The sequence below is a fragment of the Lentilactobacillus senioris DSM 24302 = JCM 17472 genome, from assembly GCF_001436555.1.
Lineage (GTDB): Bacteria > Bacillota > Bacilli > Lactobacillales > Lactobacillaceae > Lentilactobacillus > Lentilactobacillus senioris.
The window spans coordinates 1-15,079 of sequence record NZ_AYZR01000001.1 but is presented as its reverse complement, the minus strand read 5'-3'; the positions used below and the strand labels follow the sequence as shown (position 1 = coordinate 15,079).

The following is a 15,079-nucleotide window of genomic DNA, read 5'->3' as shown; positions in this document are numbered from 1 at the left end:
TTGGAATTTGATCAATTACTTACGCAATTGCCACAGTATCAAGAGTTAATCAAAAAATTGACGCCACAGTCACGGCAATTGGTAACGGGAATTAGCGGTTCGGCAACTACCTTATTAATGGCAAGTACATTTCAAAGTCAACAAAAGTCCATGGTAGTAGTGGTGGATACTTTATTTCATGCTGAGCAATTGGTAAGTGATTTAACTAACTTAGTTAATGAAGATCAAGTATCCTTATTTCCAGTTGAAGAGATGCCGGCAGCAGAGTTAGCGACTAGCTCTCCCGATTTTAGGGCTCAGCGGGTGCGAGCTTTGCATCAGCTACAGAGTGCGCCAGCTAATATCGTAGTGACCACTATTTCTGGTATTCGGCGATTGTTACCAACTCCAGAACAGTTTCAAGCTTCAGCGATAAACTTAGAGATTGGTTCTGACATTGAGATTGCTGATTTGAAGCTAAAACTTCACCAAATGGGGTATTCACCAGAAAAAATGGTAGCAGCTCCCGGGGAATTTTCGATTCGAGGCTCGATTGTGGATGTTTATCCGTTGAACAGCGAGTACCCGGTTCGAATTGATTTTTTTGATACCGAAGTAGATTCGATGCGTATTTTTGATTCAGCGGATCAACGTAGTATTGAAAATATTGAAACGGTAAATATTTTACCAGCGACTGATTTGTTGATGACCGATGAGCAACGTCAAATAACGGCGGAACAGGTTACTAAAGAATTAGAGAAGCAGACAGCAGCAATGAAGCAAGCTGACCAGGCAGAACTATTAAACGATAACCTTAAGCCCCAGCTAGCAGACTTAATGGCGGGATTAAACGATAGCAAATGGTTATTATTTTCTCAGTGGCTATATCCAGAAAAGACGTCTTTGCTAGATTATTTGCCAGCAGATGGCGTTACCTGGTTTGACGATTACGGTCGCTTACAAGAAACTAACCGGCAGTTAGCCGTTGATCAAGGTAACTGGTTAGCTGATCAACAAATTGATCAGAGAGTACTTGCAAAAACGGAGTACACTAATGATTTTACAACCGTTTTTAAAGCTGATCAGCACGCTCAATTAATTATTGCCTTATTTCAAAAAGGACTAGGGCAGATGAAGTTAAGCGCCATTGTGGAAATGACTACCAGACCGATGCAACAGTTTTTCTCCCAAATGCCACTTTTGAAAACTGAGGTGGGACGTTGGCGCAAACAAAAACAAACGGTAGTGATTTTGGTGGCCGAACAGTTACGAGTTCAAAAAGTCGCCAAAACCTTAGCTGATTTCGAAATTGGGGTCACCCAGACCGATCTAGAAAATATTTTACCGGCCACCGTCCAAATCGTTCCTGGGCAATTGCAAAGTGGCTTTGAAATTCCCAGCGCTAAATTAGCGGTGGTGACCGAAAAAGAATTATTTGGACAGGTGACCAAAAAACGGCCCCAACGTCAGACGTTTAATAATGCTGAACGCATTAAAAGTTATTCAGATCTTAAACCTGGCGATTATGTAGTCCATGTCAATCACGGGATTGGTCGTTATGAAGGCATGAAGACCATGGAAGTCGATGGCAAGCACCAAGATTATCTGACCATCACCTATCGAGATAATGCTCAGTTATTTATTCCGGTGACCCAATTAAACTTAATTCAAAAGTACGTTGCTGGAAATGATAAGCGCCCGACGATTAATAAATTAGGGGGCAGCGAGTGGGCTAAGACCAAGCAAAAAGTAGCGGCTAAAATTGAAGATATCGCTGATGACTTAATTGAACTCTACGCTAAACGAAGTTCTGAACCCGGTTATGCTTTTCCTAAGGATGACAGCTTGCAAGACGAATTTGAAGCCGCCTTTCCGTATTCTGAAACTGCTGATCAATTACGCAGTACCGCTGAAATTAAGCATGATATGGAACAGCCGCACCCAATGGATCGCTTGTTAGTAGGGGATGTTGGCTATGGTAAGACCGAAGTAGCTTTACGGGCAGCCTTCAAAGCCATAGAGGTGGGCAAACAAGTAGCCTTTTTAGTTCCTACCACTATTTTGGCTCAGCAGCACTTTGAAACGATGCAGAACCGGTTTAATAATTTTGCAATTGAAGTGCGAGTCTTGTCGCGGTTCCAAACCAGAGCTGAGGTGAAAGATACTCTGGCGGGACTAGCAGATGGGAGTGTCGACGTAGTTGTAGGGACTCATAGAATTTTGTCTAAAGACGTCCAATTTCATGATTTAGGCCTATTAATTATTGATGAAGAGCAACGTTTTGGTGTTAAGCATAAGGAAAAGATTAAGGAAATGAGTTCAGATGTCGACGTCTTGACCCTTACCGCTACACCAATCCCACGGACTCTGAACATGTCGATGATGGGGGTACGGGATTTATCAGTGATTGAAACGCCACCAGCTAACCGTTATCCGATCCAAACTTATGTCATGGAACAAAATACGGGTTCCATTATTGACGGTATTCGTCGGGAAATGGAACGCGGCGGGCAGGTTTTTTATCTGCATAACCGAGTAGAAGACATTGAAAAAGTGGTGACTGAATTAGAGGTGCTGGTACCAGAGGCCAGAATTACCTATATTCACGGTCAAATGACTGAAGTTCAAATGGAAAATATTCTCTATGATTTTATTAATGGTGAATACGATGTTTTGGTAACCACCACCATTATTGAAACCGGGGTGGATATTCCTAATGTAAATACGTTATTTGTGGAAAACGCGGACCAAATGGGACTTTCCCAACTCTACCAACTTAGAGGCCGTATTGGCCGAAGTAGCCGGGTGGCCTACGCTTACTTTATGTATCGACCTAATAAAATGCTAACTGAGGTTGGCGAAAAACGGTTAGAGGCCATTCGAGATTTCACCGAGTTAGGTTCAGGATTTAAGATTGCGATGCGTGATTTATCTATTCGAGGAGCAGGGAATCTTTTAGGTAAACAACAACACGGGTTTGTGGATTCTGTGGGATATGATTTATATACCCAGATGCTTTCAGATGCAGTTGCTAAAAAACAAGGAAAACAAATTGACAAGAAAACTGATGCGGCAATTGAAATTGATGTAGAAGCATACCTGCCAGATGATTACGTGGCTGATGGACAGCAAAAAATTGAACTTTATAAGCGAATCAGACAGGTTGAAAATCAAGAACAATTGGATGAAGTTACCGACGACCTGATTGACCGCTTTGGCGATTATCCGGAGGCGGTTGCCAACTTATTGGCGGTAGCTAAGTTAAAAATGAATGCAGATTACGGATTGGTTAATAACATCCGCCAAAAAGATGCTAAGCTGACCATTAATTTTGCGCCAGAGGCTAGCCAGTTGTTCGATAGCCAAACAATGTTAAAGGCAATTGCCCAAACAAAGTACCGGGCCACGGTCAATCAAGTTGATGGTCGGTATGTAGTAGGACTCACTATTCAACCGCAAATGAAGGATTGGTTGAATCAGTTAATTATTTTACTTACCAACTTGGCTAATTATCGCCGTCAAAACCAGGAGGGCCTAGACGCTAAGACTCATGAAAAATAACAGTGCGCAAAAAATGGTGCAGGGAGCGACCATTTTAACCCTTACCGGAATTGTTGCTAAAGTGTTAAGTGCAGTTTATAAAATTCCATTTCAAAATTTAGTGGGAAACGTTGGCTTTTACGTTTATCAACAGGTATATCCGATTTATGGAATTGGAATGACCATAGCGCTGAGCGGGCTACCAGTATTTATTTCTCACCTAGTAGCTCAAAATGATGATCAGCAACTTAATCGGCGCTTGATTAGTGATTTACAGTGGATTTTAACCGGGTTAGTGTTGATTATCTTTATAGGTCTTCAATTAGGTGATCGTACCATTGCAGGGTGGATGGGAGATTGGCAACTGGCTCCGGTGATTAGAGCCGTCAGCTGGATGTTTTTATTTACCCCATTTTTGGCAACGGGGCGCGGTTATTTCCAAGGAACTGGGAACATGTATCCTACGGCTTATTCTCAAGTGGTTGAACAAGTAGTGAGGGTAACTGTGATTTTATCAGTTGCCGTTTGGGCAGCTAAAGATCACATTGATCCGTATATTATGGGACGCAACGCAATGTTGTCGGCTCCAATTGCTGCAGCGTTTGCGACATTGATTATTTTGCTAGCTCGAAATAAATTGGGGAGCTGGCCTGATAATCCTCCAAGCAATAATGGGCCCCGAGTAGCTGGCTTGTTAAAGCAAACCTTGCTAGAAGGGGGAACGGTATGTTTGGTAGCGGCTGTAATGGTGCTCTTACAGTTAGTCGATTCTTTTTCAGTGATTAAGGGATTAGTCGGTCAGGGGTTCTCGTTAAACGCCGCACAAAACATTAAAGGTGCCTATGATCGGGGGCAGACGTTGGTTCAGTTTGGTTTGGTGCTTGGCACCGCCGCTACCACCAGTAGTTTGCCGCTGTTAACCCGTTTTTATCAGCAAACTTATCAACTCTCATTTGCCCGTGGAGCTAAAACTTTAGCCCACGTTAGCATATTCCTGGCAGTAGCTGTTAGCGCTGGAATGGCAGCTCTAATGCCTCAAATTAATTTGGTCTTGTTTGCTTCTCACGATCAGGATTTCGTTTTGGCAGTGTACGGGATGAGTGTAATCTTTGCAACGGCTTTATTAGTTCAAAATAGTATTTTACAAAGTGTCGGGAGCTTTTACCCACTGATGGTGGGAGTGCTGACTGGGATAGCAGTTAAAATGGTATTAACTAAACCAATGGTCCTAGGGATGGGAGTCTTGGGGGCTAGTGTTAGTACGATCTTATCGTTAGTGGTGATGGTACTAATTGCTAACTGGTTAGGTCGCCGATGGTTACGTTTTGTCTTTAACTTTGAAAAATTAGGGCGATTAATTGTTATTAGTCTAATAATGATGCTTACCGTAAATGGGATTGCTAACGTTTTGACTATTTACTTGGGAACTGGTAGGTTAATGGCAATTGGTATTTTGCTAATCACTGTGCCGATTGGCGTAGTTGAATTTTTAGGGTTGAGCTATCGAGCTCGATTACTAACTAACAGAGAATGGTTAACCATTCCGTTTATGAAGAAGATTTTAAAAAGGATGGGTAAAAGAAATGCGACTAGATAAATTTTTAAAGGTATCACGAATTGTGAAACGTAGAGCAGTTGCTAAAGAAATTGCAGACAAGGGCCGCATTACGATTAACGGCCGACCCGCTAAGTCTTCGTCAGAAGTCCATGTTGGAGATGAAGTTCAAATTTCTTTTGGTAATAAAACCTTAACCGTTAAGGTTAGTCAGTTGTTAGACACGACTAAAAAAGATGATGCTGCTAATATGTATGAAATCCTAAGTGAAAGATATGTGCAGGATTTCAGTCAAGAATAAATAATTGTTAATGTTTTATAAAGCGAATTAAAGTCATCTAGACAGCCCCTTAATTACTTGGTATACTCAAATTGTAATCGTTATACTTTGAGATACGCTAAGGGGAAAATTATGATGGCACGACGAAATAATATTCATCATTTAGACAATGATTTCACAAGACAGCAGAATAATTTAAACGCTCAACAAGCCTCAAAAATGCTTTTAAAGCAACGTCGGAAGCGGCGAGCAATTATTATTATTAGCTTTTTTGGTATTTTGGCGTTAATTTCAACTGTGCAAATTATTCGGGCGCAAGCTAACTTAGCCCACGTGAAAACACAAATTACGGCTCAAAAGCAAAAGATTACCAAAAAAAAAGCAACTCAAAAGAATTTAAACACTAAAATTAAACAATTAAACGATAAAGACTACTGTGAAAAAATTATTCGTGATAAGTATTACTACAGTAAACCTGGAGAGACAGTTTATAGTTTTCCCAGTGAAGTAGCTAACGATGTTTCAAGTAGTAAGTAAGATTAAAAACGGCAACCTTAATGGCTGCCGTTTTTTCTAATTTATGAGGAATCAATGGTGAAATATGAGTGGCGAAAAGCAGAAAAAGAATTGTATTTACCTAAAACCACGCCGATGTACGTGGAAGTACCAGCCTTTAATTTTCTAACTCTTAAAGGACAAGGTGATCCGAATCGAACTGCGTTTAAAGAACAAATTGCCGCCCTTTATTCCTTGGCTTATGCCATTCGAATGAAGTTGAAGAACCAAGGATTTGAGTACACTGTCTATTCCTTGGAAGGGCTATGGACATTACCTACTGCTCCCATTATTCCAGGACAATTTGACAAGGCTGATTTACAATACCAAATCATGATCAGACAACCCCAACAAGCGACGAAAATGGATTTGGTGGAGGTCTTAGAAAAGGTGCGTATTAAAAAGCCTAACCAGTATTTAGACCAGGTTAATTGGGAAACGATCGCAGACGGAGCGGCTGTTCAAATTTTGCACGTTGGGCCTTATGACACTGAGAGTGAATCTTTTGCTAAATTAGATGGGTTTTGCAAGGAGCACCAATTAGAACGGAAGAATCATCTTCACCGAGAAATTTATCTATCAGATGCCAGAAGAGTGGTTCCAGAAAAAAGGAAAACGGTTCTACGTTATTCTGTCTAAATTTACCACTAGCGGTGGATTATAAGTAAGATCTTTTAATAATCCTTTTCCGTCTAAAACTAAAGTATGCTATACTTATGACACTTATATTTTAGGAGGAACACTTGGTTAAATGGCAATTGAAGTTGGGGCTAAAGTAACCGGCAAAGTGTCGGGGATTACTAATTTTGGTGCATTTATCGATTTAGGTGACCACCAAACCGGATTAGTACATATCAGTGAAGTTTCGGATGGTTTTGTTAAGGACATTCACGATGTGTTAAGTGTTGGTGATGAGGTAACCGTAAAGGTTTTAAAGGTTGAAAATAATAAGATCAGCCTGTCTATTCGTAAAGCAGTAGATAAACCTAAAGAGGATAATCATCCTCATCATAATGGAGAACATCGTGATAATCATCATGATCGTCATGAACGTAGCGGTAATAACCATTCAAATTCGAATCGCGGGCAACATAATTCTCGCGGAAACAATGGTAAACAAGGCTCAAGTTTTGACGACTTAATGTCTGGCTTTTTAAAGGAAAGCGAAGACCGCTTAGCTACTTTAAAACGTAATACTGAAGGCAAACGCGGTGGTCGTGGCGGCCGTCGTAGCTGATAAATAAATGGGGCAGGCATTTGCCTGGCTCTTTTTTGTATTAAAAGAGGGAATAAAATGAAGTTAGCCACGCAGTTAAGTCAATTAAATACAATTCATCAGTGGTGGCAACCACGAGAACGAGTTTTAGTAGCTGTTTCGACTGGGATGGATTCTATGGTTTTGCTAGATTTATTGCAGCAGTTGCCTGATGGTCCACAGATAGTAGTTGCACACGTTAATCATCAGCTCAGAGAGCAAAGCCAAGTAGAAGAAGAATTTTTAACGCATTATTGCCAACAACGGCAGTTGCCGTTAGTAGTAGCTACGTGGAGTAAAAATGAGCACCCGGTTGCGGGAGTAGAAGAAGCTGCCCGGCAATTTCGGTATCATTTTTTTGAAGATCAGATGAAGCAACAAAACATAACTAAAGTCTTGACGGCTCACCACCAAGGAGATCAGGTCGAAACGGTTTTGATGCATCTCACTCGGGGAGGCCAACTGGCAGAACTGACTGGGATGGCTGACAGGCGGCCGTTGGGTGAAGGACAATTACTGCGGCCATTGTTAACTTTTAGTAAGGCTGAATTAAGGAATTACGCAGTAGAACAACATTTAACGTGGTATGAAGATGAAACTAATCAGCAGTTGGAATTTACTCGCAACCGTTATCGCAATGAATTGATTCCACAACTGGAAGAGGAAAATCCTCAAGCTGCTGAGCATATTGCTAACTATGCTAATCAACTAGCCGCTAGCTTAACTGCTCTTTCATCTTTATTACGACCACTTTTGAACCAGGCTATACTAAAACAATCTAACCAACGAATTGAGTTGGATTTGGTTAAGTTGCGAGAAACTATGCCGGCTCAAACAACCATTTGGGTAACCGAACTGTTGATTAGTTGGCTACACCTAACTAATGTTAATCAACGATTGGTTCAGGAATTAACTAATGTGGTTGAAAAAAAGAGTGGTAAGTACGTACAATTAAATTTACCTAGTGGCTGGTTAGCCATTAGAAATTATGATCGTTTGGTTTTGGAACGGGAAAAACAAATTAATGGGCAGGAAAATCAGCAAACTAAAGAGCTTGTGGTAGAATTAAACCAGTGGTACCTAGGTACTAATCATAGCCATTATGGAATTTTTTCGCGGCCTAACATTGTAGGAGCTACAAAGCTAGGGAATTTATCCTTACAAGCATCTGATTTTCCATTAATCGTCCGTCCGGTTCAAAGCGGTGATGTGATTGCGGTTAAGGGGGGGCATCAAAAGGTAACAAGAACCTTAATTAACCGTAAAATCCCGAAACCTAAACGTAAGCAGGTACAGGTTTTAGTTAATCAGCAACAAGAAATTTTAGCCGTCGTAGGTGTGCAAGTGGCTTACCAAGAACAGTCTAATGGCGACAATTATGGATTATTTGAAAAACAGATAGATTTTGAAGGGGAAAAAGTTAATGGATAATGATATTTTAAAGACTTTATACAGTCGACAAGACATCGCTGAGGCGTGCCAACGATTAGGTAAAGAACTGGAAACTGAATATCAGGATAGAGTACCAGTTGTGATTGGAGTACTAAGAGGATCTATTTTCTTCATGGCCGATTTACTTCGTAATGCGGATACATATATGGAAATGGACTTTATTGATGTTTCCAGTTATCATGGTGGCTTAGCTTCTAGTGGTGAAGTACAATTGGTAACGGATATTACTACTGACGTGGCCGGTCGAGACGTGTTGTTAGTAGAAGACATCGTTGATACTGGACGGACCCTTAAATATTTGATCGATCTATTACTGAAACGGGGAGCTAATGAAGTTAAAGTCTGCACTTTATTAGATAAACCAACCGGTAGAGTGGTAGAAGCTAAATCAGATTTTGTTGGGTTTGTGGTTCCAAACGAATTTGTAGTGGGATACGGCTTAGATTACAAAGAACAATACCGGAACCTTCCATACATTGGAGTTTTAAAACCTGAAATTTATTCAAATAATTAATAGTCAAAGAAGGTCAAATGTGGTAGTATCTTGACTATCAACATGAAAATTTTTTTGTAGGAGGGCGTCGATGAACTCAAATAAAAATGGGCTCTTTAAAAATAGTCTATTTTATATAGTTGTTTTCTTGTTGATCATGGGTGTCATTTACTTCTTTAGCGGAAGTAGTAATGGAACTCAAACACAAGAAATACAATCAAGTCAATTTGTCCAAAGCTTGAAGGATAATAAAGTCAAAGACTTTTCGATCCAGCCGTCAGGCGGGGTTTATAAGGTAACTGGTGATTATCGAAAGCCTCAAGAAGCCGAGGTGGATTCTGGTCTATTACTTGGTGGCAGCAAAAAAGAGGCAGTTACTAAGTTTACGACTACGGTTCTAGAAAATAATTCTTCAATCTCTGAAATTACCAAAGCAGCTCAAGCAAACAACGTCAAAATGAATGCTAAGCAAGAAGAATCTAGCGGTGTCTGGATGAATATCTTGTTAACAATTTTGCCAATGTTACTATTCATCTGGTTCTTCTACATGATGATGGGCCGCGCTGGTGGTCAGGGTGGTGGCAACAACAACGTAATGCGTTTTGGTAAGTCTAAGGCTAAGCCCGCAGACAGCAAAGAAAACAAAGTACGTTTCTCAGATGTTGCTGGTGAAGAAGAAGAAAAGCAAGAATTAGTAGAAGTGGTTGAATTTTTGAAAGATCCTCGGAAATTCACGTCACTTGGCGCTACTATTCCACATGGTGTTTTACTTGAGGGACCTCCCGGAACTGGTAAAACCTTATTGGCTAAAGCGGTAGCTGGTGAAGCTAATGTACCATTCTTCTCCATTTCTGGTTCTGACTTCGTTGAAATGTTTGTCGGGGTTGGTGCTAGCCGGGTTCGTGACTTATTTGAACAAGCTAAAAAGGCTGCTCCTGCGATTATCTTCATCGATGAAATCGATGCTGTGGGTCGTAAGCGTGGCGCTGGCATGGGCGGCGGTCACGATGAACGTGAACAAACCCTTAACCAATTGTTAGTTGAAATGGATGGATTTAGTGGTAATGAAGGTGTAATCGTCATTGCTGCTACTAACCGGGCTGATGTTTTGGATCCTGCCTTGACTCGTCCAGGTCGTTTTGACCGGAAGATCTTGGTAGGCCGACCAGATGTTAACGGCCGAGAAGCCATCTTGAAAGTTCATGCTAAGAATAAACCATTGGCTAACAATGTTGACTTACATGAAATTGCTCAACAAACTCCTGGGTTTGTTGGTGCCGATTTGGCTAACTTGTTAAATGAAGCTGCTTTACTTGCTGCTCGTCGGAACAAGCGTCAAATTGATGCTGCCGATGTGGACGAAGCTGAAGATCGAGTTATTGCTGGTCCAGCTAAACGTAACCGGGTAATTTCTGATCAAGAACGGCAAACTGTGGCTTACCATGAAGCTGGACATACCATTGTCGGCTTGGTCTTAAATGATGCTCGAGTAGTTCACAAAGTTACAATCGTACCTCGTGGACGTGCCGGCGGTTACGCCATTATGTTGCCTCGAGAAGACCAACAGTTGTTATCTAAGAAAGACGCCATGGAACAAATTGCTGGTTTGATGGGTGGTCGAGCTGCCGAAGAAATTATCTTTGACTCTCAATCATCAGGAGCTTCTAATGACTTTGAACAAGCCACTAACCTTGCTAGAGCAATGGTTACCCAATATGGGATGAGTGAAAAGCTCGGCAACGTTCAATTAGAAAATCCAAATCAAGAAGCATATGGTCCACGTTATTCTCAAGCAACTGCTGCTGAAATTGATGAAGAGGTTCGCCGCTTCACCGATGAAGGCCATCAAGAAGCTAAGAAGATCATTGAAGCACACCTTGAACAACACAAGGTCATTGCCGAAGCTCTTTTGAAGTATGAAACTCTGGATGAAAAGCAAATTCTTTCCCTTTATAATACTGGTAAGATGCCTGCTGAAGATGATAGTAACGAATTTCCAAGTGAACACGCTGCTACATTTGAAGAATCCAAACGAGAATTGGAACGTAAAGAAGCTGAACGGCAAGCTCAAATGGGACGCCAAGCTAAAGCTGACAACGACGATGGGGTTGTTGATCCTAATGAAGATGTTGAAAAGCCTGATGAATTGGTTGATCCAAAGAAGCCAGACGATCACGATGATTCAAACGACTATTAAGTATGAAACTAAGCGAGTTTGGGCGTAACCCAAGCTCGTTTTTGTTATGAAAGGGAATTTAAATGAAAGATTATTTAGTTAAATCATTAACCAAAGACGGTATGTTTCGAGCTTATGCAGTAACTGCAAAGCAAGTCGTTACTACCGCGCAAAAAAGTCACGATACGTGGAGCGCTGCGTCAGCTGCTTTAGGTCGTACTTTGATCGGAACGCTGTTATTAGCGACCTCTGGTGATAAATCCGGTAATTCCATTGCCGTTAAAATTAACGGTGGAGGCCCAGTAGGCGGAATTGCTACTGAAGGAAATTCTAATGGGGAAGTTAAGGGATACGTTGCTAACCCCCATACCCATTTGCCACTAAATGATCACCACAAAATTGATGTGGGCCAAGCTGTAGGTCGAGACGGCTTCTTAGAAGTTACTAAGCTTCAAGCCAATGGCGAACCATTTAATAGCAGTGTGCCGTTAGTTTCTGGGGAAATTGGGGATGATTTCACCTTTTATCTTGCCCAATCTGAACAGATCCCATCAGCAGTCGGAGTTTCAGTATTTGTAAATGATGATAACTCGATTGGAGCGGCTGGAGGTTATCTCATTCAGGTAATGCCAGGGGCCAGTGAGGAAGCAATTGCTACATTAGAACAACGATTGAAGCAACTACCACCATTATCTGAGTTATTATTGAGTGAACAAACGCCAGAAGCAATTTTGAATTTGATTTTTGGTGAAGATCAGGTGGACTTTTTAACAACGATGCCGGTAGAATTCAAGTGTAACTGTTCAAAAGAGCAGTTCGCAGCTGATTTAACTGGTTTACCATTAGATCAGTTGGAAACCATTTTGGCTGAAGATAAACAACTAGAAGTGACTTGCAACTTTTGTCATCGTCAGTACCATTATGATGAACAGGAATTAAGTGACATCGTTGCTGAAGCCAAAGCTAAACAAGACTAGTCAACGGTTGATAGTGAGGTGTATCAATAGTGGAATGGAAAATTGGGGATGTCACCATCCCTAATCAATTGGTAGTAGCGCCAATGGCAGGAGTAACCAATTCGGCGTTTCGAGTAATTTGTAAGGAATTTGGGGCTGGGTTAGTGGTCTGCGAAATGATTTCAGATCGCGGCATTATGTACCAAAACCAAAAAACGCTCAATATGATGTTTGTGGACCCTAAAGAACATCCTATGAGTATTCAAATTTTTGGTGGGGACAAGGATACTTTGGTGAACGCTGCTAAGTTTGTAGATCAAAAAACTAGTGCGGATATTATTGATATTAATATGGGTTGCCCAGTCAACAAGGTAGTTCGGACCGAAGCTGGGGCACGGTGGTTATTGGATCCTAATAAAGTCTATGAAATGGTGGCCGCGGTAGTGGATGCAGTTAAGAAACCAGTTACGGTTAAAATGCGAACTGGCTGGGATGAGCACCACGTTTTTGCAGTGGAAAACGCATTGGCGGCTCAGCGAGCAGGAGCGTCAGCTGTAGCTATGCACGGTCGGACTAGAAAACAAATGTACACAGGCGTCGCTGACTGGGATCTTTTAAAGCAGGTAGCAGATCAATTAACGATTCCGTTTATGGGAAATGGTGATGTCAAGACTCCAGAAGACGCTAAGAAAATGATCGAAGAAGTCGGAGCCGATGCCGCTATGATTGGTCGGGCAGTAGAAGGCAACCCTTGGATGCTGTCTCGAACTAATCACTATCTAGAAACCGGTGAATTGTTACCAGAGCCCACCCCAATTGATAAGATCCAAATTGCTAAGGAACATTTGCAACGATTAGTAGATCTTAAAGGCGAACACGCTGCGAGTCGAGAGTTTAGAACTCAGATTAGTTACTACATGAAGGGAATTTCTCGCTCTGCTAGAACTAAAGTAGCGATTGTTAACGCTGAAACTGCTGTTGAAATGCAAGATTTGATGGATGGATTTTTAGATAAATTAGCTGATCGAAAAGCAAAGAAGCAAGAAACTGCTAATTTGTGATATGATAAGTAAGATATTAGGAGTATTGGAGGCCTTACAGTGGCAAAGAAAGATAAAGAAATGAATGACCAATTGCTGGTTCGCCGCCAAAAAATGGACGAACTACGCGAGGAAGGAATTGATCCGTTTGGACACCGATTTGTTCGGACCCACCTTGCTAGCGATTTACACAATGAATTTGACAGCATTGAAAAAGACGACTTGATGGAAATGGACAAGAAAGTTACCATCGCTGGTCGAATGATGTCTAAACGTGGTAAGGGTAAAGTTGGTTTTGCTGACTTAATGGACCGTAGTGGTCGAATCCAAATTTACGTTCGTAAAGATATCGTGGGTGAAGAACAATACCACATTTTCAAACGTTCCGATATTGGTGATCACCTAGGAATCACTGGTCAAATTATTAAAACTGATACTGGTGAATTAACTGTTCGAGCAGAAGAAGTTACATTCTTATCTAAGGCTTTGCGTCCGTTACCAGATAAGTTCCATGGTTTACAAAACCAAGAACAAATTTATCGGCAACGCTATTTGGATTTGATTGCTAATAGAGATAGTTTTGATCGTTTCCACAAACGTAGCAAGATCATCACTGCTGTTCGTAGTTATCTTGATGGTGAAGATTTCTTAGAAGTAGAAACCCCAGTGCTACATAACCAAGCTGGTGGGGCTAGTGCACGACCATTCATCACTCATCATAATGCGCTAAACATCGACTTATACCTTCGGATTGCGCTTGAATTACACCTTAAGCGATTAATCGTTGGGGGAATGGAACGTGTTTATGAAATTGGTCGGGTATTTAGAAATGAAGGGATGGATACTAAGCATAATCCTGAGTTTACTATGCTCGAATCATATGCTGCCTACTTTGATTTCCACGATGTAATGGATGAAACTGAAGGAATTTTCAAAGCTGCTGCTAAGGCAGTTACGGATGATGGAATCATCACTTATCAAGGTCAAACTGTAGATTTAAATAAAGAATTCAAACGGCAACATATGGTAGACGCCATTAAGGAATACACTGGTATTGATTTCTGGCAACCAATGACTGATGATGAAGCTAAGAAATTAGCTGATGACAATGGTATCCACTATGAAAGTTATTGGAAGGTAGGCCATATTATTAACGCCTTCTTTGAAGAAATGGTTCAACCTAAGCTGGAACAACCAACTTTTATTTATGGTCATCCTGTAGAAATCTCACCATTAGCCAAAAAGAATGCTGAAGATGGTCGGTTTACTGATCGTTTTGAGTTGTACATTTTGACTAATGAATTTGCTAATGCATTTACAGAATTGAATGATCCAATTGATCAACGGCAACGATTTGAAGCCCAAGCTGCTGAACGAGCAGCAGGTAACGACGAAGCCGAAGGAATCGATGAAGATTATATCGAAGCTTTGGAATATGGTATGCCGCCTACAGGTGGATTAGGTATCGGAATTGATCGGTTGGTAATGTTATTAACCGATGCACCATCTATCAGAGACGTGCTATTATTCCCTACAATGCGTCCTGAAGATAACTCAGCTGAATAAACTTTAAAAGCTATCTGAAAAAGATAGCTTTTTTTGTTGACAATGATGAGGTATAGCTGGTATATTAATATATGCGCTGATTCGTAAGTCGCTGAGATGAAAAAAGAAATTAAAAAAAGTAGTTGACGTAAAGCTTACGAAATGGTATATTTAAATAGTTGTCAAGAGCTGATACAAAGCGCTTACGACAAGTAGTAGACCTTTGAAAACTGAACAAAATATTCGATGAAAA

The 15,079-nt window shown here is 41.0% G+C and carries 12 protein-coding genes; all 12 read left to right on the top strand.

The features are described from left to right. Positions 1-3,540 (top strand): transcription-repair coupling factor, encoded by a 3,540-nt coding sequence (gene mfd / locus FC56_RS00060; RefSeq protein ID WP_147649640.1) that lies wholly within the window; start codon positions 1-3, stop codon positions 3,538-3,540. Further along, on the top strand, positions 3,530-5,116 hold the full coding sequence (locus FC56_RS00055; RefSeq protein ID WP_056977114.1) for a putative polysaccharide biosynthesis protein: 1,587 nt from the start codon (positions 3,530-3,532) through the stop codon (positions 5,114-5,116). The genes mfd and FC56_RS00055 overlap by 11 nt, the downstream gene beginning before the upstream one ends. Further along, positions 5,103-5,375: an RNA-binding S4 domain-containing protein gene (locus FC56_RS00050; RefSeq protein ID WP_054671792.1), complete on the top strand. Its 273-nt coding sequence runs from the start codon at positions 5,103-5,105 to the stop codon at positions 5,373-5,375. The genes FC56_RS00055 and FC56_RS00050 overlap by 14 nt, the downstream gene beginning before the upstream one ends. A 111-nt stretch (positions 5,376-5,486) precedes the next feature. Further along, entirely contained in the window at positions 5,487-5,891 is a 405-nt protein-coding gene (locus tag FC56_RS00045; RefSeq protein WP_082620524.1) for an FtsB family cell division protein, read from the top strand. Positions 5,892-5,945: 54 nt separating this feature from the next. Next, positions 5,946-6,548, top strand: coding sequence for a GyrI-like domain-containing protein (locus FC56_RS00040; protein WP_404819885.1), 603 nt, complete (start codon positions 5,946-5,948; stop codon positions 6,546-6,548). A 112-nt stretch (positions 6,549-6,660) separates the two neighbouring features. Further along, positions 6,661-7,146 (top strand): S1 domain-containing RNA-binding protein, encoded by a 486-nt coding sequence (locus FC56_RS00035; protein WP_054671800.1) that lies wholly within the window; start codon positions 6,661-6,663, stop codon positions 7,144-7,146. Positions 7,147-7,203: 57 nt separating this feature from the next. Then, positions 7,204-8,595 carry a tRNA lysidine(34) synthetase TilS gene (gene tilS / locus FC56_RS00030; RefSeq protein WP_056977110.1) on the top strand — a complete coding sequence of 464 codons (1,392 nt, stop codon included), beginning with the start codon at positions 7,204-7,206 and terminating at the stop codon, positions 8,593-8,595. Continuing rightward, positions 8,588-9,130, top strand: a complete 543-nt coding sequence (gene hpt, locus FC56_RS00025; protein WP_054671810.1) for a hypoxanthine phosphoribosyltransferase — start codon at positions 8,588-8,590, stop codon at positions 9,128-9,130. The genes tilS and hpt overlap by 8 nt, the downstream gene beginning before the upstream one ends. 70 nt (positions 9,131-9,200) lie before the next feature. Next, positions 9,201-11,306, top strand: coding sequence for an ATP-dependent zinc metalloprotease FtsH (gene ftsH / locus FC56_RS00020; protein ID WP_056977108.1), 2,106 nt, complete (start codon positions 9,201-9,203; stop codon positions 11,304-11,306). A 62-nt stretch (positions 11,307-11,368) separates the two neighbouring features. Then, the gene (gene hslO / locus FC56_RS00015) at positions 11,369-12,262 is read left to right on the top strand and encodes an Hsp33 family molecular chaperone HslO (RefSeq protein ID WP_056977106.1); all 894 of its coding nucleotides are present in this window, start codon (positions 11,369-11,371) and stop codon (positions 12,260-12,262) included. A gap of 29 nt (positions 12,263-12,291) precedes the next feature. Further along, a complete protein-coding gene (gene dusB / locus FC56_RS00010; RefSeq protein WP_056977104.1) occupies positions 12,292-13,302 on the top strand; it encodes a tRNA dihydrouridine synthase DusB in 1,011 nt (336 codons plus the stop codon). A gap of 60 nt (positions 13,303-13,362) precedes the next feature. Further along, positions 13,363-14,847 carry a lysine--tRNA ligase gene (gene lysS, locus FC56_RS00005; protein WP_056977200.1) on the top strand — a complete coding sequence of 495 codons (1,485 nt, stop codon included), beginning with the start codon at positions 13,363-13,365 and terminating at the stop codon, positions 14,845-14,847. Positions 14,848-15,079: the final 232 nt, after the last annotated feature.

Excerpts from the sequence above, each read along its gene's own strand:
- FC56_RS00055 (WP_056977114.1), top strand. The coding sequence starts at position 3,530 with ATGAAAAATAACAGTGCGCAAAAAATGGTGCAGGGAGCGACCATTTTA.
- FC56_RS00050 (WP_054671792.1), top strand. The coding sequence starts at position 5,103 with ATGCGACTAGATAAATTTTTAAAGGTATCACGAATTGTGAAACGTAGA.
- FC56_RS00045 (WP_082620524.1), top strand. The coding sequence starts at position 5,487 with ATGATGGCACGACGAAATAATATTCATCATTTAGACAATGATTTCACA.
- FC56_RS00040 (WP_404819885.1), top strand. The coding sequence starts at position 5,946 with ATGGTGAAATATGAGTGGCGAAAAGCAGAAAAAGAATTGTATTTACCT.
- FC56_RS00035 (WP_054671800.1), top strand. The coding sequence starts at position 6,661 with ATGGCAATTGAAGTTGGGGCTAAAGTAACCGGCAAAGTGTCGGGGATT.
- tilS (WP_056977110.1), top strand. The coding sequence starts at position 7,204 with ATGAAGTTAGCCACGCAGTTAAGTCAATTAAATACAATTCATCAGTGG.
- hpt (WP_054671810.1), top strand. The coding sequence starts at position 8,588 with ATGGATAATGATATTTTAAAGACTTTATACAGTCGACAAGACATCGCT.
- ftsH (WP_056977108.1), top strand. The coding sequence starts at position 9,201 with ATGAACTCAAATAAAAATGGGCTCTTTAAAAATAGTCTATTTTATATA.
- hslO (WP_056977106.1), top strand. The coding sequence starts at position 11,369 with ATGAAAGATTATTTAGTTAAATCATTAACCAAAGACGGTATGTTTCGA.
- lysS (WP_056977200.1), top strand. The coding sequence starts at position 13,363 with ATGAATGACCAATTGCTGGTTCGCCGCCAAAAAATGGACGAACTACGC.